This is a genomic window from Streptomyces sp. 63XJN7_1_ISO-PGPR-S23-121, assembly GCF_056173025.1.
In genome coordinates this window covers 5761248-5777759 of sequence record NZ_CM149653.1, presented here as the reverse complement: position 1 = coordinate 5777759, position 16512 = coordinate 5761248, and the positions used below count along the sequence as shown (strand labels likewise).

The following is a 16512-nucleotide window of genomic DNA, read 5'->3' as shown; positions in this document are numbered from 1 at the left end:
CGACCGGGACCCCGGGCCGGTTGTCCACCTCCGGCCGGTCGTCCGCCTCCGGTTGTCCGCCTTCTGCCGCTTGCCCCTGCGTGGCCCCATGTCCCGTCTCCCTCTCACGTGCACCTTCCGTGACGGGGGAAGAGTGCGGGGAGGGCTGAGCGCCGGGCGTCATACCCGGGAGCCAATGCGGAGGTGCTACCGCGGTAGGGGGCGGAGGAGGGGCGGGGGCCGTCCTACTCGCCCGGGACCACCAGCCCCGACTCGTAGGCGAAGACCACCGCCTGGGCGCGGTCGCGCAGGTCGAGCTTGGTCAGGACGCGGCTGACGTGCGTCTTCACCGTCTGCTCGGCCAGCACCAGCGCCTGCGCTATCTCCCCGTTCGACTGACCGCGGGCCACCAGGGTGAGAACCTCGGTCTCGCGTTCCGTCAGGCCTTTGAGCCGCAGCGCGGGCTTGCCCCGGGCGGCGGGACGCTGCTTGGCGAAGTCCGCGATCAGGCGGCGCGTCACGGAGGGGGCGAGCAGCGCGTCACCCGAGGCCACGACGCGGACCGCCGCGATGAGGTCGGCCGGCGGCGCGTCCTTGAGCAGGAAGCCGCTCGCGCCCGCCCGGAGCGCCTCGTAGACGTAGTCGTCGACGTCGAAGGTGGTGAGCATCAGGACGCGCGGCCGGTGCGTCACACCGGGTGCCGGCTCCAGGAGGCGGCGTGCGGCCTCCAGCCCGTCCATCTCGGGCATCCGCACGTCCATCAGCACGACGTCGGGATGAGTACGCCGGCTCAGCTCGACGCCCTGCGCGCCGTCGGGGGCCTCGCCCACCACGTCGATGTCGCTCTGGGCGGCCAGCAGGGCGGCGAAACCGGCCCGCACCATGGCCTGGTCATCCACGACAATGACACGCGTCGTCACGTGAAGTCCTTTTCATTCAGGGGAAGTTGTGCGGCGACCCGGAAGCCGCCGTCCGTCAGCGGCCCCACGTCGAGGGTGCCCCCGACGAGCCGCACCCGCTCGCGCATGCCGACGAGGCCGTGCCCGGTGCCGCCGGCCTCGAGCGGCCCGGCCGGCGGCTCCGGCGGCGGCCCGTTGACGACCAGGACGGTGAGCCGCGCACCGCCCTGCGGATCGGACTCCGTCACCGACAGCGACACCCGCGTGCGGGCACCCGGCGCGTGCCGCACGACGTTCGAAAGGGCCTCCTGGACGATCCGGTACGCGGACAGGCCGACCGCCTCGGGCACCTCGACGTCGTGGGCGGTGAACTCCACCGGCCCGCGGGCCCTCGCCGTCGCCTCCACCAGCTGGCCGATCTGCGCCAGGCCCGGCTGGGGCACGAGCTCGCCGTGCGCCTCCTCGTCGCGCAGCACGCCGAGGAGCCTTCGCATCTCGCCGAGTGACTCACGCGCGGTCGCCGCGATGGACGTGAACTCCTCCCGCACGTCCAGCGGCAGCCTGTCGAGGCGGTACTCCGCGGTGTCCGCCTGCACCGTGATGACGGACATGTGGTGCGCCACCACGTCATGCAGCTCGCGCGCGATCCGGGCGCGCTCCTCCAGCAGCGTCCGCCGGCCACGCTCGGCCTCGCTGATCGTCTCCTGTTCGACCAGCCTGCGCCGCACCTCGGACCGCTCACGCAGCGCACCGCCCAGCAGGAGCGCGACGCCCCCGAGGATGGTGAACAGCAGGCCCATGGCACCGAAGCCGTGGGGCGCGGCGAACCCCAGGGCCACGTTCACGCCCGCCGTAGCCAGCCACACCAACAGCAGCGTCCGGCGCCGCTCGCGCAGACCAAGGGCGAGACAGAGGCCGACGTACCCGACGATCTCCATGGGTGGGTACGGCCACAGCAGCCGCTCCCGGAAGTCGACGGTGAGCAGGGCGAGCGCCCCGGCCGCGTCCGCGACGAAGACCACGTACCAGGCCTGGAGCGGCCGTACGACGGCGAGCAGCAGCGGCGCGGCCTGCGCGACGGCCAGCCCGCCGGCGACGCCTCCGGTCAGGCCGTAGTCGGCGGTGAGGACCACGACCGTCGTGGGCAGCAGGGCCACGCACAGCACGAACGCCACGGCCCACGGCAGCAGCCGCACCCACGGCCGCGAAGCCCCCGCGAGCAGCGCGCGGGGACGTGGCTCCTCCACTGAGGTCATGCGCACCAGCCTATGTGCGCCGCGACGGCGTCCGGAGAGGCACCAGACGTATGAGGCTGCAACTCCCCAGCGGACCGCGAGGCGTTTGAACTGGTGGAGCAGGGCGAAGGTCTGCTCGGCGACCAGCGGAGCTTGCCCAGGCCCTTGATGTTCAAGAGCCCTTGCGGGAGATCAGCGCCTGGATGCGGCGGCGTCGCAGCTCACCGCGCACAGCCTTCGAGTCGTACGCCTTGTCGCGGGTCGTCAGCGGTACGCGCCCCGAAGGCGCGATGCCCTTCGGGTGCGTGGCAGGGGTTCGGGTTCAGGCGTTGTAGCCGCCGTGGGCATCCAGCACCGCGCCGGTGACGTACGACGCGGCGGGGCTCGCCAGGAAGGCGATCGCCGCGGCGATTTCGTCGGGGTGCCCCATGCGTTGCAGGGACAGCGAGCTGACCAGGGCCTTGAGGGTCTCGGAGTCCGGCGGTTGCATGCCGCCCTCCATCAGTCCGGCCTCCACGACGTTGGCCGTGATGTTCCGGGGCCCGAGGTCGCGTGCGACGCCCATGGTGTACCTCTCGATCCCTGACTTGGTCGCCGCGTAGTCGGCAAGGCCGGGGGCGCCGACCCGGGAGCCCAGTCCGGAACTCACCGTGATGATGCGGCCGCCCGTGCGCAGCACTCGGGAGGCGGCCCGGATGACGGCGATCACGCCGAGGTAGTTGGTGGCGTGCATCCGGTCCAGTGCGGCGGTGTCGGCGTCCGGGTCGTCCACCGTGCCGGCCACGGAGATCGCCGCGTTGTTGACGAGGATGTCCAGGCCGCCGAAGCGCGCGACCACGTCGTCGATCAGCGCCGGCGCCCGGCTCGTGTCCGCCTGGTCGGACTTGAAGGCGACGGCCTTGGCTCCCTTGCCGTGCACCTCGTCGACGACGGCTTGCGCCTGCTTCTCGGAGCTGACGTAGGTGAAGGCGACGTCGGCGCCCTGCTCGGCCAGCAGCCGTACGGTCGCGGCTCCCAGTCCGCGCGACCCCCCGGTGACCAGGGCGACCTTGCCCATGAGTGGCTTGCTCATTCTTCTCACCTCGTTGATTGACTCTTCCCGGCAGTCGCAACATTAATTGTTACGACTGGTTGTTGCAACCTTCACTGTTACGACTGGCTGTCGTAACATGAAGCGTTGCGGCCGAGAGGAGGGGTTCATGAGCGCCAACAGCAGGTTGACCATCGCCGCCCACGCGCTGGCCTGGATCGGTCTCTACCAGCGCCAGGGCCATGAGGTCGCCACCTCCGAGCAGATCGCGACCAGCGCGAACACCAACCCCGTGGTGATCAGGCGGCTGCTCGGCGAGCTGCGCAGGGCCGGGCTCGTGGAGTCGCGGCGGGGCGTGGGTGCGGGCTGGTCGCTGGCGCGCGAGCTGGAGTCGATGACCCTGCTCGACGTGTACGAGGCAGTGGAACCCGGCCCGCTGTTCGCGATGCACCGCACCACCCCGGACCAGGGATGCGTGGTGGGTCACGGCATCCAGCCGGCGATGCAGGGCATCTACGAGGGCATCGAGGCGACCCTGAGACACGAGCTGTCCCGCGTCACGCTCGAGAACGTACTCCGGGACGTACTCGCGGCACGTCGCTAGCCTCCCGCCGGGAACCGACGTCAGCGTGCGGGCCAGGCCGGAGCCGCTCCTGGGGAAGCTGGTCGGACTCGTCGACGCGGCTGGCTACGCAAACCACCCGACGGCCTGCCGTCTGCGGCAGCGAGGCGCAGGCGTAACCGGGAGGGTCTCAGGAGTGCTCGGCCGCCTGCCAGTCCTCGAACCGGGCGACGTCCTTCAGGAAGCCCCGCACTCCGAGGAACTGGGACAGGTGCTCCCGGTGCTCCTCGCAGGCGAGCCACGTCTTGCGGCGCTCCGGCGTGTGCACCTTCGGGTTGTTCCACGCCAGCACCCACACGGCGGCACCGCGACAGCCCTTGGCGGAGCAGATGGGGGTCGGTTCGTCACTCACAGGTTCGTCTCACAACTCACGGAAAAAGGCGACGCCGAGCAGCCACGGGGGGAGCTGCCCGGCGTCGGTCCGTCGCTCCGACGGGGGATGCGGAGCGCGTACGAAGTATGTCATGGGTCACCCGCCGCCTGGCACCGGAACAGCATGATTGATCTGAGCTTCTCTTGAGCCTGGCGCGGAATCGACGCCCGCCCCGGCCGGCCGCCGGACCCGTGGTCGTGGCCCTCCCGGCGGTCACGGCCGGCCGTTCGGCTCACCCGCAGGACCCGGCGCCTCATCCCCTGCGGCGTCCTCCGAATCCGGTTCCGCACGGTCGTCGTCCGCCCGTGGGGGCGTGATCATCGGCGGGGTGGGCACCGTCACGAACGTCGACGGCAGCGACGGCGCGTTCTCCCGACCGGCGTTCGCGATCACCACGGCGATGTAGGGCAGGACCGCGCCGAGCACCAGCGCCACGATCGCGACGTGCCGTTCCACGTTCCACAGGCAGGCCGCGAGGATGACCGAAACCGTACGGACAGACATCGAGATGATGTAGCGGCGCTGCCGCCCGCGCACGTCCTCCTGGAGACCCGTACGGGCTCCGGTGATCCGGAACACCTCGGTCTTCTGCCCGGCGCCCATCTTCCGCATCACGTTCCACCAACCGCCCGCATCGGTCCGTCCCCGCCCCGCTTCCGTCCGCGGCCGCTCGGGGACCCCGGTCCCGGACGGACTCCACGTTACGCCGCGTCCCGGCCTCCCACGAGGCCGGGTCGGCCCCGGTGCGCGCGCCCGGCGTGCGCCGCGCCGCGTAGGCGGACGCCTCGTTCGGCCGTACCCGGCATGCGCCGTTCGCGGTACGGCCGAAGACTGGCGGCAATGCTCGCGTGGAGCCGTCAGAGGGAGGCAGCCATGGGCTGGTTGTGGGCGATCATCGTCGGATTCGTGCTCGGTCTGATCGCCAAGGCGATTATTCCGGGGAAGCAGCACAGCCCTCTGTGGCTGACCACCATCTTCGGCATGCTGGGCGCCATCGCGGGCAACGCGGTCGCACGCGGGGTCGGTGTCGAGGCCACCTCCGGCATCGACTGGTGGCGGCACCTGTTCCAGCTGGTGGCCGCGATCATCATCGTCGCCGTCGGCGACGCGGCCTACATGGCGGTGCGGGGCAACAGGCGACGCGAACGCGCCTGACACCGTACGGCGAAGGGGCGGCACCCGGGCACCGGGAACCGCCCCTCGTACGCGCGCTCAGGCGCCGGTGACCTCCACCGCGGCCAGGTTCTTCTTGCCGCGGCGCAGCACCAGCCAGCGCCCGTGCAGCAGGTCCTCGGCGACGGGGACCGCGTCCTCGCCGCCGACCTTGACGTTGTTCACGTACGCGCCGCCCTCCTTGACGGTGCGGCGCGCGGCGGACTTGCTGGCCACCAGGCCGACCTCGGCGAACAGGTCGACGACCGGGCCCAGCTCGGCGACCTTCACGTGCGGCAGCTCGGAGAGGGCCGCGGCCAGCGTCCGGTCGTCGAGCCCGGCCAGGTCGCCCTGGCCGAATAGGGCCTTGGACGCGGCGATCACCGCGTCCGTCTGGCCGGCGCCGTGCACCAGCGTCGTCAGCTCCTCCGCCAGCGCGCGCTGCGCCGCCCGGGCCTGCGGACGCTCCTCGGTCTGCCGCTCCAGCTCCTCCAGCTCCTCCCGGGACCGGAAGGACAGGATGCGCATGTACCTCGAGATGTCCCGGTCGTCCACGTTCAGCCAGAACTGGTAGAAGGCGTACGGCGTGGTCATCTCCGGGTCGAGCCAGACGGCGCCGCCCTCGGTCTTGCCGAACTTCGTGCCGTCCGCCTTGGTCATCAGCGGCGTCGCGTACGCGTGGACGGCGGCGTCCGGCTCCAGGCGGTGGATCAGGTCCAGGCCGGCCGTGAGGTTGCCCCACTGGTCGCTGCCGCCCTGCTGGAGCGTGCAGCCGTGACGCCGGTAGAGCTGGAGGAAGTCCATGGCCTGGAGCAACTGGTAGCTGAACTCCGTGTAGCTGATGCCCTCGGAGGACTCCAGACGCCGGGCGACGGAGTCCTTGGTCAGCATCTTGTTGACGCGGAAGTGCTTGCCGATGTCCCGCAGGAACTCGATCGCGGAGAGGTTCTGCGTCCAGTCGAGGTTGTTGACCATCGTGGCCGCGTTCTCGCCCTCGAAGGTCAGGAACGGCTCGATCTGGCCGCGCAGCCGCTCGACCCAGCCAGCGACGGTCTCCGGCGAGTTCAGCGTGCGCTCCGCGGTCGGGCGCGGGTCGCCGATCTGGCCCGTCGCGCCGCCGACCAGCGCCAGCGGCCGGTGACCGGCCTGCTGGAGCCGGCGCAGGGTGAGCACCTGCACCAGGTGCCCCACGTGCAGCGACGGCGCGGTCGGGTCAAAACCGCAATAGAACGTGACGGGACCGTCCGCGAGCGCCTTGCGCAAAGCGTCCTCGTCGGTGGACTGGGCGAACAGCCCGCGCCACTTCAGCTCGTCGACGATGTCCGTCACGGTTCTCTTGTCTCCTCGAGTGGGCTCGTAATCAGGTACGAGGTTATACGCCCTGGCTGACGGAGCTCATATTGAAGTCCGGCACCCTCAGCGCGGGCATCGCGGCCCTGGTGAACCAGTCGCCCCACTCCCTGGGCAGCGTCTTCTCCGTGCGCCCGGCCTCCGTGGCCCGGCCCAGCAGCGAGACCGGCGACTCGTTGAACCGGAAGTTGTTCACCTCGCCGACGACCTCGCCGTCCTCGACGAGGTAGACGCCGTCCCGGGTCAGGCCGGTCAGCAGCAGCGTCGCCGGGTCGACCTCGCGGATGTACCACAGGCAGGTCAGCAGCAGCCCCCGCCCGGTGCCGGCGACCACCTCCTCCAGGGAGCGGCCGGTGCCGCCCTCCAGGACGAGGTTGTCGACCGCCGGGGCCACCGGCAGCCCGGTCAGTCCGGCACTGTGCCGCGTGGCGGTCAGCCGGTTCAGCTCTCCCGCGCGAATCCAGTCCGTCGCCGTCACCGGCAGCCCGTTGTCGAACACCGACTGGTCGCCGCCGGAGGAGTGCGCGATCACGAACGGCGCGCTCTCCAGGCCCGGCTCGTGCGGGTCGCTGCGCAGGGTGAGCGGCAGCTCGCCGAGCCGCTCACCGACGCGCGTGCCGCCGCCCGGCGTCGAGAACACGGTGCGGCCCTCGGCGGCGTCCCGGCCCGAGGACGACCAGAGCTGGTAGATCAGCAGGTCGGCGACCGCGGTCGGCGGCAGCAGCGTCTCGTACCGGCCGGCGGGCAGCTCCACCCGCCGCTCGGCCCAGCCGAGCCGCACGGCCAGCTCGGCGTCGAGCGCCGCCGGGTCGACGTCCTTGAAGTCCCGCGTGGAACGCCCCGCCCACGCCGACCGGGTGCGGTCCGGGGACTTGGCGTTCAGCTCCAGCGTCCCGGTGGGCTGGTCGTGCCGCAGCCGCAGCCCCGTGGACGTGCCCAGGTACGTCGACGTCAGCTCGTGACGGGCGAAGCCGTACAGTTCCCGGCCGCCCGTCCGCGCGCGGGCGAACGCCTCCCCGAGGGCCGGCGCGAAGTCGGCGAACACGGCCGACGACGTCTCGGCGGGCGCGTCGGTGAAGTCGGGCGACGCGGGAACGCCCGTGACCAGCGGCTGCGCGTCCTCGGCGGGACCGGCGCCGCGCGCGGCGGCCTCGGCGGCCCGCACCAGCGGCTCCAGCTCGTCCACGGTCACCGCCGAGCGCGAGACGACCCCGGACGCCGTGCCCCGCTGCCCGTCGACGGTCGCGACGACGGTGAGCGTGCGCCCGCGGGTGACGCCGTTGGTGGTGAGCGCGTTGCCCGCCCAGCGCAGGTTGGCGGTCGACTCCTCGTCGGCGATGACCACGCACCCATCCGCCCGGGACAGCTCCAGCGCCCGCTCGACGATCTCGTGCGGCTTGCTCCTGCGCGCGCTCATCGGCCGGCCTCCTGGGTGGTGTTGAGACTGTGCTGACCCGGGGGACGACCCCCGGACCCCCGGCCGGTCCCGGTGCGGACGCTCATCGGCCGGCCTCCTGGGTGGTGTTGAGACTGTGCTGACCCGGGGGACGACCCCCGGACCCCCGGCCGGTCCCGGTGCGGACGCTCATCGGCCGGCCTCCTGGGTGGTGTTGAGACTGTGCTGACCCGGGGGACGACCCCCGGACCCCCGGCCGGTCCCGGTGCGGACGCTCATCGGCCGGCCTCCTGGGTGGTGTTGAGGATGTTGACTCCCTTGAACAGGGCGGACGGGCAGCCGTGGGAGACGGCCGCGACCTGTCCCGGCTGGGCCTTGCCGCAGTTGAAGGCGCCGCCCAGGACGTAGGTCTGCGGGCCGCCGACGGCCGCCATGGACCCCCAGAAGTCGGTGGTCGTCGCCTGGTAGGCCACGTCCCGCAGCTGACCGGCGAGCCGACCGTTCTCGATCCGGAAGAAGCGCTGGCCGGTGAACTGGAAGTTGTACCGCTGCATGTCGATCGACCAGGACCGGTCCCCGACGACGTAGATGCCGCGGTCCACGCTCCCGATCAGGTCCTCCGTGGACATCCCGGCCGGATCCGGCCGCAGCGAGACGTTGGCCATGCGCTGCACGGGCACGTGGGTGGGGGAGTCGGCGTACGCGCAGCCGTTGGACCGCTCGAACCCGGTGAGCCGAGCGATGCGCCGGTCGAGCTGGTAGCCGACCAGCGTGCCGTCCTTCACCAGGTCCCAGGACTGGCCCTCGACGCCCTCGTCGTCGTACCCGATCGTGGCGAGCCCGTGCTCGGCGGTGCGGTCGCCGGTGACGTTCATCAGCTCCGAGCCGTAGCGCAGCCTGCCGAGCCGGTCGAGGGTCGCGAAGGACGTACCGGCGTAGGCCGCCTCGTACCCGAGGGCGCGGTCCAGCTCGGTGGCGTGCCCGATGGACTCGTGGATGGTCAGCCACAGGTTCGACGGGTCGACGACCAGGTCGTACAGCCCCGCCTCGACGCTCGGCGCGCGCATCTTCTCCGCCAGCAGCTCCGGGATCCCGGCCAGCTCCGCGTCCCAGTCCCAGCCTGTCCCGGTCAGGTACTCCCAGCCCCGCCCGGCCGGCGGCGCCAGGGTGCGCATCGAGTCGAACTCGCCGCTGGAGTCGTCCACCGACACGGCCGTGAGCACCGGGTGCAGCCGGACCCGCTGCTGCGTGGTCACGGTTCCGGCGGTGTCGGCGTAGAACTTGTTCTCGTGCACGGTGAGCAGGGAGGCGTCCACGTGGTCGACCCCGTCGGCCGCCAGCAGCCGCGCGCTCCAGTCGGCCAGCAGGGCCGCCTTCTCCTCGCCGGGCACGGTGAAGGGGTCGATCCCGTACGACGAGATCCACGTCCGGTCGGCGTGCACGGGCTCGTCGGCGAGCTCCACGCGCTCGTCGGACCCGGCTGCCCTGATGACCTGCGCGGACAGCTTCGCCATCGCCACCGCCTGCGAGGCGACCCTGGCGGCCGCGTCGAGCGTGAGATCCACACCGGACGCGAAACCCCAGGTCCCGCCGTGCACCACGCGCACCGCGTACCCGAGGTCGGTGGTGTCCGAGGACCCGGCGGGCCTGGCGTCCCTCAGCCGCCAGGAGGCGCTGCGCACCCGCTCCAGCCGGAAGTCCGCGTGCTCGGCGCCCAGCGAACGCGCCCGCGCGAGGGCGGCGTCGGCGAGGGCGCGTAGGGGCAGTGCCGTGAAGGCTTCGTCGATGCTATGAGGCACCTGCGTCTCTTTCTGTCGACGTGACCGGTCGTCCGCGGCGGCACCGGGGGCTGCGCCGCATCATGTCGCGTCGGCCGGTACGGGGGCCACACCTTTCCGTCGGCGGCGGGTGCTTTTCTGTAGGGATCCGACAGTGAGTGCGGTGAGCCACTGTGGGTGCCCGATTCCCCGCGAGGGGGCGGGGACCGATAGGTTTTCGGGGAAGCCGCCTGTCATCGCCGCCCGTCGACCGGGTGGCGGGCGGACACCAGACCGCAATTGAAAGGGTGATCCGTTGAGCCGCTCGGTTCTCGTCACCGGAGGCAACCGGGGCATCGGCCTCGCCATCGCCCGCGCGTTCGCCGACGCCGGCGACAAGGTCGCCATCACGTACCGCTCGGGTGAGCCGCCGGAGGGCTTCCTCGCCGTCAGGTGCGACATCACCGACAGCGAGCAGGTGGAGCAGGCCTACAAGGAGATCGAGGAGGCGCACGGCACCGTCGAGGTGCTCGTGGCCAACGCCGGTGTCACCAAGGACCAGCTCCTGATGCGCATGTCCGAGGAGGACTTCACCTCCGTCGTCGACACCAACCTCACCGGCACCTTCCGGGTCGTCAAGCGCGCCAACCGCGGCATGCTGCGCGCCAAGAAGGGCCGCGTCGTGCTGATCTCGTCGGTGGTCGGGCTGCTCGGCTCCGCGGGGCAGGCGAACTACGCCGCCTCCAAGGCCGGCCTGGTCGGCTTCGCCCGGTCCCTCGCCCGTGAGCTGGGGTCGCGCAACATCACCTTCAACGTCGTCGCGCCCGGCTTCGTCGACACCGACATGACCAAGGTGCTCACCGACGAGCAGCGGGCCGGCATCGTGTCGCAGGTGCCGCTCGGCCGGTACGCGCAGCCGGAGGAGATCGCCGCGGCGGTGCGGTTCCTCGCCTCCGACGACGCGTCGTACATCACTGGAGCCGTCATCCCCGTTGACGGCGGACTGGGAATGGGTCACTGAACACCATGAGCGGAATCCTCGAGGGCAAGCGCGTCCTGATCACCGGTGTGCTGATGGAGTCCTCCATCGCCTTCCACACCGCCAAGCTGGCTCAGGAGCAGGGCGCCGAGATCATCCTGACCGCGTTCCCGCGGCCCACGCTGACCGAGCGCATCGCCAGGAAGCTGCCGAAGCCCACCAAGGTCATCGAGCTCGACGTCACCAACGACGAGCACCTCGGCCGCCTCGCCGACGTCGTCGGCGAGGAGCTCGGCGGCCTGGACGGCGTCGTGCACTCCATCGGCTTCGCTCCCCAGGACGCGCTCGGCGGCAACTTCCTGAACACGCCGTTCGAGTCGGTCGCCACCGCCATGCACGTCTCGGCGTACTCCCTGAAGTCGCTCACCATGGCCTGCCTGCCGCTGATGCAGAACGGCGGCTCGGTCGTCGGCCTCACCTTCGACGCCCAGTACGCCTGGCCGCAGTACGACTGGATGGGCCCGGCCAAGGCCGCCCTGGAGGCCACCAGCCGCTACATGGCCCGTGACCTCGGCAAGCAGAACATCCGCTGCAACCTGGTCTCGGCCGGCCCGATCGGCTCCATGGCCGCCAAGTCCATTCCGGGCTTCGCCGAGCTCGCCTCGGTGTGGGACAACCGCGCCCCGCTGGAGTGGGACCTGAAGGACCCGGAGCCGGCCGGCAAGGGCGTCGTCGCCCTGCTGAGCGACTGGTTCCCGAAGACCACGGGTGAGATCGTCCACGTCGACGGCGGTCTGCACGCCGTCGGCGCCTGACGGAGCGCCCTCCCGGGCCCGTGTCCCCGCCGGGGCGCGGGCCCGTGGCATGTCCTGAGCACGCCCGCCGGCGGGACCTCGACAGCGACGGGCCGGCGGTCGGGGCCGGGCCCGCGTGGACCGTGCGGCTGGACGGGCGGTGCCGGAAGGACGTACGGGCGGCCCGGGTCAGCCACCGGCGGGTGGGCTGACATCACCGGCGGGCGGGCCGATCCGGCCGGGGCGGCACAGGAACGGATAGCCCGCCGCCTCCCGACCGGCCGTCGCCGCGTCCGACGCGCGGATCGCGTCGACCAGCCGGGTGTGGTCCATGTGCGTCTCCGGCGTCAGCTCGCTGCCCACGTCCTCGCGCAGCCAGTCCCGCAGCACCTCGCCGAGATCCGCGTACATCGCGGTCATCACGTCGTTGTGCGAGGCCGCCACCACGGCCAGGTGGAAGGTGGCGTCCGCGGTCACGAACGCCTCGGTGTCGCCCGACTCCCACGCCTCCTCCCGGCGCACCAGGAGCGCGTCGAGCTGCTTGAGGTCCTTCTCCGTGCGCCGCTCGGCCGCGAGTCTGGCGGCCGACGACTCCAGCGTGGAGCGCAGCTCGGCGATGTGCCGCGGGTCGGCGTCGGCGAAGCGGCGGTGCATCACGCCGGCCAGCTCGCTGGTCGCCACGACGTAGGTGCCGGAGCCCTGGCGGATGTCCAGCAGCCCGTTGTGGGCCAGGGCGCGGACGGCCTCACGGACCGTGTTCCGGGCGACACCGAGCTGCTCGACCAGCTCGGGCTCCGTCGGGATGCGCGAGCCGACCGGCCACTCGCCCGAGGCGATCTGCTGCCGCAACGCCGTGATGACCTGTTCGGACAGTGCCGAACGACGGGGATGGCTCAGGGGCATGGCTCACCTTCGCACGCGGATCCCGCGGCGGACCAGCCGCGGTGGACAACCAATCATCCCATGATTCTATGATGGGCTTCATGGCTAGTGAGGAAACCCGGACGCCGGACTCCACGACCGTCGGAGAGCCGGCCGCACCCGACGCCCGGGGCCCCGGCGGCTCCGCGGAACCGGGGCACCCCGGCACGCGCGTATGGACGACGTGGACGACCCGCCTGCTCACGCTCGGCATCGTCCTGGCCGCGCTCAACCTGCGCCCGGCCATCACCAGCCTGGGCGCGCTCCTGGAGGAGGTCCGCGACGGGCTCGGCATGAGCGGCAGCGTGGCCGGGCTGCTCACCTCCGTCCCGCCGCTCTGCTTCGCCGTCTTCGGCGTCACCGCCCCGCGGCTCGCCCGCCGCTTCGGACCCGGCGCGGTGGTGTGCGCGGGCATGGCCGCCATCGCCGCGGGTCTCCTGATCCGCCCGTACGCCGGCGGCACGGCGGGCTTCCTGGCCGCCAGCGCCCTCGCGCTCATGGGCATCGCCGTCAGCAACGTCCTGATGCCGGTCATCGTCAAGCGCTTCTTCCCCGACCACGTCGGCTCCATGACCGGCCTGTACTCGATGGCCCTCGCCTTCGGCACCTCGATCGCCGCGGCGGCGACCGTGCCCGTCACGAACGCGCTGGGCGGGGACTGGCAGCCCGGGCTCGCGGTGTGGGCCGCGCCGGCCGCCCTGGCCGTACTGCCGTGGCTGCCGTTCGTACGGGACCGGAAGGCGCCCGCCGCCCGGGAGACCGCCGGCCGCATCGCCCCCGCGGGCACGGACGGGCCGGCCGGGCAGCCCGTCCTGCGGATCACCCGCAGCCGTACCGCCTGGGCGCTCGCCGTCTTCTTCGGCCTCCAGGCCACCGCCGCCTACATCACGATGGGCTGGGCGGCGCAGATCTTCCGGGACGCGGGAGTGTCCGCCGGCACCTCCGGTCTGCTGCTGGCCGTCATCATGGTGATGGGCGTCCCGCTGGCCTTCGTCATCCCGCGCGTCGCCACCCGCCTGCCCCAGCAGGGCCCCATCGTGGTCGTCCTCGGCCTGTGCGGACTCGCCGGATACGCCGGGCTGTACCTCGCCCCGGCCGGCGGCGCCTGGGCCTGGGCGCTGCTGCTCGGCGTCTCCAACTGCGCCTTCCCGCTCGCCCTGACCATGGTCGGGATGCGGGCCAGGAGCGGCGCGGGCGTCGCCCAGCTCTCCGCCTTCGCCCAGAGCACCGGCTACCTCATCTCCATCCCGGGACCGCTCCTGGTGGGCGTGCTGTACCAGCACAGCGGCGGCTGGGGGCTGCCGATCGCGATGATGGCCACCCTGATGGTGCCGCAGATGGTGGTGGGCGTCCTCGCCGGGCGCGACCGCACCGTGGAGGAGGAGGCGGCCCGCTGACCGCGGCGCCGGGCCGGGGTGCGAGACTGGGGCCATGCCAGTCCTGGACCCGAACCCCCAGCAAGGCCAGAAGAAGTTGCTGCTCGTCTTCGGCGCCATCCTCGCGATCTTCGTGGTCATCGGCGTCGTGGCGACGATCGCCTCGCCGTGACCCACCGGGGGTGGGGTTAACCCCCCGTCCCCTAGGGGGCAAGGGTCAGGGTCGAGTGGGTGGACCTCCGGATGGGCCGGGCGCCCCGGTTTCCGTAGCTTCGAGATGTGACCGCGACAGACGGATCGCGGAGCACGGACCAGGGACGTCCGAAGACCAGCGGAGGCACTCATGCCGGCCCCTACGTACACCCGGCCCCACCCGGCGACCCGGGGCCGCCTCGACATGCGGCTGCCCTGGTGGGCGCTCGCCCTGCCCGCGCTCGCCTTCGTCACGCTGCTCCTGCTGATGCTCAATCCCTCGGACGCCCACGCGGCCGGCGGCGAGCCGGTGATCGCGCACCTCCTGGAACGGGTGCGGCACCTGACCGCCCGCTGACGCCGCACGGCGGGCCCGGCGCACGCGACCGGCCGGCGACACCTCCCGGTCGTGCGTTCCCCCGGTGAATCCCCATGTCAACTCCCTGCGCCCCGTGGCCTGTTTCGTGCGAAGCTGGATGCCATGAGCGTCGCAGAACCCCGCAGGATCATCCTCTTCCGGCATGCGAAAGCCGACTGGCCACAGGTGTCCGACCACGAGCGACCGCTCGCCGATCGGGGCCGAAAGGAGGCCGCAGAGGCCGGACGCCGGCTCGCCGACACCGGCATCCCCGTCGATCAGGCCCTGTGCTCCACCTCGCTGCGGACCCGCGAGACCTGGAAGCTCGCCGTCGCGGAGTTCCCGAAGCGGCCGAAAACCGTCTACGAGGAGCGGATCTACGAGGCCTCGCCCGGCGAGCTGATCGCCCTGCTCAACGAGACCCCGGACGACCTGCGGAACGTGCTGGTGATCGGCCACAACCCGGGCATGGAGGGGCTCACCGAGGTCCTGGCCGGCTCGGCCGAGGACGACGTCCGCGAGCGGATGGGCCGCCGCGGCTTCCCGGCCGCCGCCTTCGCCGTCCTGTCCTTCACCGGCTCCTGGAAGACCGTGGAGCCGGGCATGGCCTCGCTGGACGACTACTGGGCGCCGACCGACTGACCCGGCCCGACGCGGCGAGGGCCCGGCATCCGCGCGGGGTTCCGGACCCTCGCGGTACCGGCGGGCAGGCCGCCCTCCGGCCTCACGACGGGCCGGTGCGTGTCAGACCCGGTCGAGCGGGTCCCGGCCGTCGGCGGGGCCGTCGTCCAGCGTGTCCGCCGCTTCGACCTCCTCGCGCGTGATGCCCAGCAGGTACAGGACCGTGTCCAGGAACGGCACGTTCACCGCGGTGTGCGCCGCCTCGCGCACCACCGGCTTGGCGTTGAAGGCGACCCCGAGCCCGGCCGCGTTCAGCATGTCCAGGTCGTTGGCGCCGTCACCGATCGCCACGGTCTGCGACAGCGGCACGCCCGCCTCGGCGGCGAACCGGCGCAGCAGCCGCGCCTTGCCCGCCCGGTCCACGATCTCCCCGGTGACCCGGCCCGTCAGCCGGCCGTCGACGATCTCCAGCGTGTTCGCCTGGGCGAAGTCCAGCCCCAGCCGCTCCTTCAGATCGTCGGTGACCTGGGTGAAGCCGCCGGAGACGACCCCCACCTGGTAGCCGAGCCGCTTCAGGGTGCGGATCAGGGTGCGGGCACCCGGCGTCAGCCGCACCTCGGCGCGCACCTTCTCCACCACCGAGGCGTCCAGCCCCGCCAGCAGCGCCACGCGCGCGTGCAGCGACTGCTCGAAGTCCAGCTCCCCGCGCATCGCGGCGGCCGTCACCTCGGCGACCTTGTCCTCGCAGCCCGCGTGCGCCGCGAACAGCTCGATGACCTCGTCCTGGATCAGCGTGGAGTCCACGTCCATCACCACCAGGCGCTGCGCCCGCCGGTGCAGGCCGGCCGCGACCACCGCGACGTCCACGCCGAGCGCCGCGGCCTCGGTGGCCAGAGCGGTGCGCAGGGGCTCGGTCTCCACCCCTGACACCGCGAACTCGACGGCGGTCACGGGGTACTTGGCGAGCCGGAAGATGCGGTCGATGTTGCTGCCGGTCCCGGTGATCCGGGCCGCTATGGCGGCCGTCGCCTCCGCGGTCAGCGGGTGGCCGAGCACGGTCACCAGGGAGCGGCCGAGGCCGCGCGGCCGGTTGTCGCCGAGGCCGGAGATGATCTCCGCCTGCATCTTCATCGACTCCGCCCAGCTGTGGACGGTCGCCCGCAGATCACCCTCCAGCGCCCCGGGCGGCTCGGTCACGAGCGCGCACAGCACGATCCGGCCACGGGTGACGACCTGCTCGATGTCGACGACGTCGACGGAGAAGGCGGCGAGGGTGTCGAACAGGCCGGCCGTGATGCCCGGCCGGTCCTTGCCGAAGATCTTGACGAGAAGAGTGGGAACGTCAGAGGTCTGCGTAGCGCTCATGGTGCTCTTACCGTATCCGGCACGCCGTGCCTTCCGCCTGCGAGGTCCGCCTGGCGGACACGGAACGATCGGCGACGCACGGGTGGACCGGAGGTGACCGGACCGCACGGCCG

General features: G+C 72.1%; 18 protein-coding genes. 8 read left to right on the top strand and 10 right to left on the bottom strand.

The window, feature by feature from the left end:
• Positions 1-224: 224 nt before the first annotated feature.
• The 3 genes from AC0VYN_RS25785 to AC0VYN_RS25775 all read right to left on the bottom strand — a co-directional run bounded on the left by AC0VYN_RS25785 (position 225) and on the right by AC0VYN_RS25775 (position 3185).
• On the bottom strand, positions 225-899 hold the full coding sequence (locus AC0VYN_RS25785) for a response regulator (RefSeq protein ID WP_475532878.1): 675 nt from the start codon (positions 897-899) through the stop codon (positions 225-227).
• Entirely contained in the window at positions 896-2134 is a 1239-nt protein-coding gene (locus AC0VYN_RS25780; protein WP_475532877.1) for a sensor histidine kinase, read from the bottom strand. The genes AC0VYN_RS25785 and AC0VYN_RS25780 overlap by 4 nt, the downstream gene beginning before the upstream one ends.
• Positions 2135-2435: 301 nt before the next feature.
• Complete coding sequence (locus tag AC0VYN_RS25775) at positions 2436-3185, bottom strand: SDR family NAD(P)-dependent oxidoreductase (protein WP_475532876.1); 750 nt, start codon at positions 3183-3185, stop codon at positions 2436-2438.
• Between the two features lie 127 nt (positions 3186-3312).
• Between AC0VYN_RS25775 and AC0VYN_RS25770 the strand changes: the two genes are divergently transcribed.
• On the top strand, positions 3313-3747 hold the full coding sequence (locus AC0VYN_RS25770) for an Rrf2 family transcriptional regulator (RefSeq protein WP_475532875.1): 435 nt from the start codon (positions 3313-3315) through the stop codon (positions 3745-3747).
• A gap of 148 nt (positions 3748-3895) precedes the next feature.
• Here AC0VYN_RS25770 and AC0VYN_RS25765 read toward each other — a convergent pair whose 3' ends face one another.
• Positions 3896-4117, bottom strand: a complete 222-nt coding sequence (locus AC0VYN_RS25765; protein ID WP_475532874.1) for a hypothetical protein — start codon at positions 4115-4117, stop codon at positions 3896-3898.
• A gap of 234 nt (positions 4118-4351) precedes the next feature.
• Entirely contained in the window at positions 4352-4750 is a 399-nt protein-coding gene (locus AC0VYN_RS25760) for a DUF3099 domain-containing protein (protein ID WP_475532873.1), read from the bottom strand.
• 261 nt (positions 4751-5011) lie between these two features.
• Here AC0VYN_RS25760 and AC0VYN_RS25755 point away from each other — a divergent pair, with 261 nt between their 5' ends.
• A complete protein-coding gene (locus tag AC0VYN_RS25755) occupies positions 5012-5293 on the top strand; it encodes a GlsB/YeaQ/YmgE family stress response membrane protein (RefSeq protein ID WP_385467600.1) in 282 nt (93 codons plus the stop codon).
• Positions 5294-5350: 57 nt separating this feature from the next.
• Here AC0VYN_RS25755 and tyrS read toward each other — a convergent pair whose 3' ends face one another.
• The 3 genes from tyrS to AC0VYN_RS25740 form a co-directional block, all read right to left on the bottom strand.
• Positions 5351-6619, bottom strand: coding sequence for a tyrosine--tRNA ligase (gene tyrS, locus AC0VYN_RS25750; protein ID WP_386923755.1), 1269 nt, complete (start codon positions 6617-6619; stop codon positions 5351-5353).
• Positions 6620-6662: 43 nt separating this feature from the next.
• On the bottom strand, positions 6663-8057 hold the full coding sequence (locus AC0VYN_RS25745) for a metallopeptidase TldD-related protein (RefSeq protein WP_475532872.1): 1395 nt from the start codon (positions 8055-8057) through the stop codon (positions 6663-6665).
• A gap of 254 nt (positions 8058-8311) precedes the next feature.
• Entirely contained in the window at positions 8312-9835 is a 1524-nt protein-coding gene (locus AC0VYN_RS25740; protein WP_475532871.1) for a TldD/PmbA family protein, read from the bottom strand.
• A 274-nt stretch (positions 9836-10109) separates the two neighbouring features.
• Between AC0VYN_RS25740 and fabG the strand changes: the two genes are divergently transcribed.
• Positions 10110-10814: a 3-oxoacyl-[acyl-carrier-protein] reductase gene (fabG, locus tag AC0VYN_RS25735; RefSeq protein ID WP_385467588.1), complete on the top strand. Its 705-nt coding sequence runs from the start codon at positions 10110-10112 to the stop codon at positions 10812-10814.
• 5 nt (positions 10815-10819) lie between these two features.
• Positions 10820-11587 (top strand): enoyl-ACP reductase FabI, encoded by a 768-nt coding sequence (gene fabI / locus AC0VYN_RS25730; protein ID WP_475532870.1) that lies wholly within the window; start codon positions 10820-10822, stop codon positions 11585-11587.
• A gap of 168 nt (positions 11588-11755) precedes the next feature.
• Here the strand turns inward: fabI and AC0VYN_RS25725 are convergent, their stop codons facing one another.
• Complete coding sequence (locus AC0VYN_RS25725) at positions 11756-12469, bottom strand: FadR/GntR family transcriptional regulator (protein WP_475532869.1); 714 nt, start codon at positions 12467-12469, stop codon at positions 11756-11758.
• A 71-nt stretch (positions 12470-12540) separates the two neighbouring features.
• On the opposite strand from AC0VYN_RS25725, the gene AC0VYN_RS25720 reads away from it, so the two are divergent.
• The 4 genes from AC0VYN_RS25720 (at position 12541) to AC0VYN_RS25705 (ending at position 15055) form a co-directional block, all read left to right on the top strand.
• The gene (locus AC0VYN_RS25720) at positions 12541-13884 is read left to right on the top strand and encodes a CynX/NimT family MFS transporter (RefSeq protein ID WP_475536991.1); all 1344 of its coding nucleotides are present in this window, start codon (positions 12541-12543) and stop codon (positions 13882-13884) included.
• Between the two features lie 34 nt (positions 13885-13918).
• Positions 13919-14035 (top strand): SGM_5486 family transporter-associated protein, encoded by a 117-nt coding sequence (locus tag AC0VYN_RS25715; protein ID WP_385467579.1) that lies wholly within the window; start codon positions 13919-13921, stop codon positions 14033-14035.
• 171 nt (positions 14036-14206) lie between these two features.
• On the top strand, positions 14207-14413 hold the full coding sequence (locus AC0VYN_RS25710) for a hypothetical protein (protein ID WP_475532868.1): 207 nt from the start codon (positions 14207-14209) through the stop codon (positions 14411-14413).
• Positions 14414-14536: 123 nt separating this feature from the next.
• On the top strand, positions 14537-15055 hold the full coding sequence (locus AC0VYN_RS25705; protein WP_475532867.1) for a SixA phosphatase family protein: 519 nt from the start codon (positions 14537-14539) through the stop codon (positions 15053-15055).
• Between the two features lie 102 nt (positions 15056-15157).
• On the opposite strand, the gene serB is transcribed toward AC0VYN_RS25705, so the two are convergent.
• Positions 15158-16399 (bottom strand): phosphoserine phosphatase SerB, encoded by a 1242-nt coding sequence (gene serB, locus AC0VYN_RS25700; RefSeq protein ID WP_385467571.1) that lies wholly within the window; start codon positions 16397-16399, stop codon positions 15158-15160.
• Between the last annotated feature and the right edge of the window lie 113 nt (positions 16400-16512).

What these genes read in the sequence shown, in the direction of transcription:
- fabI (WP_475532870.1), top strand. Translation starts at nt 10,820, where the DNA reads ATGAGCGGAATCCTCGAGGGCAAGCGCGTCCTGATCACCGGTGTGCTG.
- AC0VYN_RS25760 (WP_475532873.1), bottom strand. Translation starts at nt 4,750, where the DNA reads ATGCGGAAGATGGGCGCCGGGCAGAAGACCGAGGTGTTCCGGATCACC.
- AC0VYN_RS25780 (WP_475532877.1), bottom strand. Translation starts at nt 2,134, where the DNA reads ATGACCTCAGTGGAGGAGCCACGTCCCCGCGCGCTGCTCGCGGGGGCT.
- serB (WP_385467571.1), bottom strand. Translation starts at nt 16,399, where the DNA reads ATGAGCGCTACGCAGACCTCTGACGTTCCCACTCTTCTCGTCAAGATC.
- AC0VYN_RS25770 (WP_475532875.1), top strand. Translation starts at nt 3,313, where the DNA reads ATGAGCGCCAACAGCAGGTTGACCATCGCCGCCCACGCGCTGGCCTGG.
- AC0VYN_RS25715 (WP_385467579.1), top strand. Translation starts at nt 13,919, where the DNA reads ATGCCAGTCCTGGACCCGAACCCCCAGCAAGGCCAGAAGAAGTTGCTG.
- AC0VYN_RS25775 (WP_475532876.1), bottom strand. Translation starts at nt 3,185, where the DNA reads ATGAGCAAGCCACTCATGGGCAAGGTCGCCCTGGTCACCGGGGGGTCG.
- AC0VYN_RS25755 (WP_385467600.1), top strand. Translation starts at nt 5,012, where the DNA reads ATGGGCTGGTTGTGGGCGATCATCGTCGGATTCGTGCTCGGTCTGATC.
- AC0VYN_RS25745 (WP_475532872.1), bottom strand. Translation starts at nt 8,057, where the DNA reads ATGAGCGCGCGCAGGAGCAAGCCGCACGAGATCGTCGAGCGGGCGCTG.
- AC0VYN_RS25710 (WP_475532868.1), top strand. Translation starts at nt 14,207, where the DNA reads ATGCCGGCCCCTACGTACACCCGGCCCCACCCGGCGACCCGGGGCCGC.
- AC0VYN_RS25705 (WP_475532867.1), top strand. Translation starts at nt 14,537, where the DNA reads ATGAGCGTCGCAGAACCCCGCAGGATCATCCTCTTCCGGCATGCGAAA.
- AC0VYN_RS25725 (WP_475532869.1), bottom strand. Translation starts at nt 12,469, where the DNA reads ATGCCCCTGAGCCATCCCCGTCGTTCGGCACTGTCCGAACAGGTCATC.
- AC0VYN_RS25720 (WP_475536991.1), top strand. Translation starts at nt 12,541, where the DNA reads ATGGGCTTCATGGCTAGTGAGGAAACCCGGACGCCGGACTCCACGACC.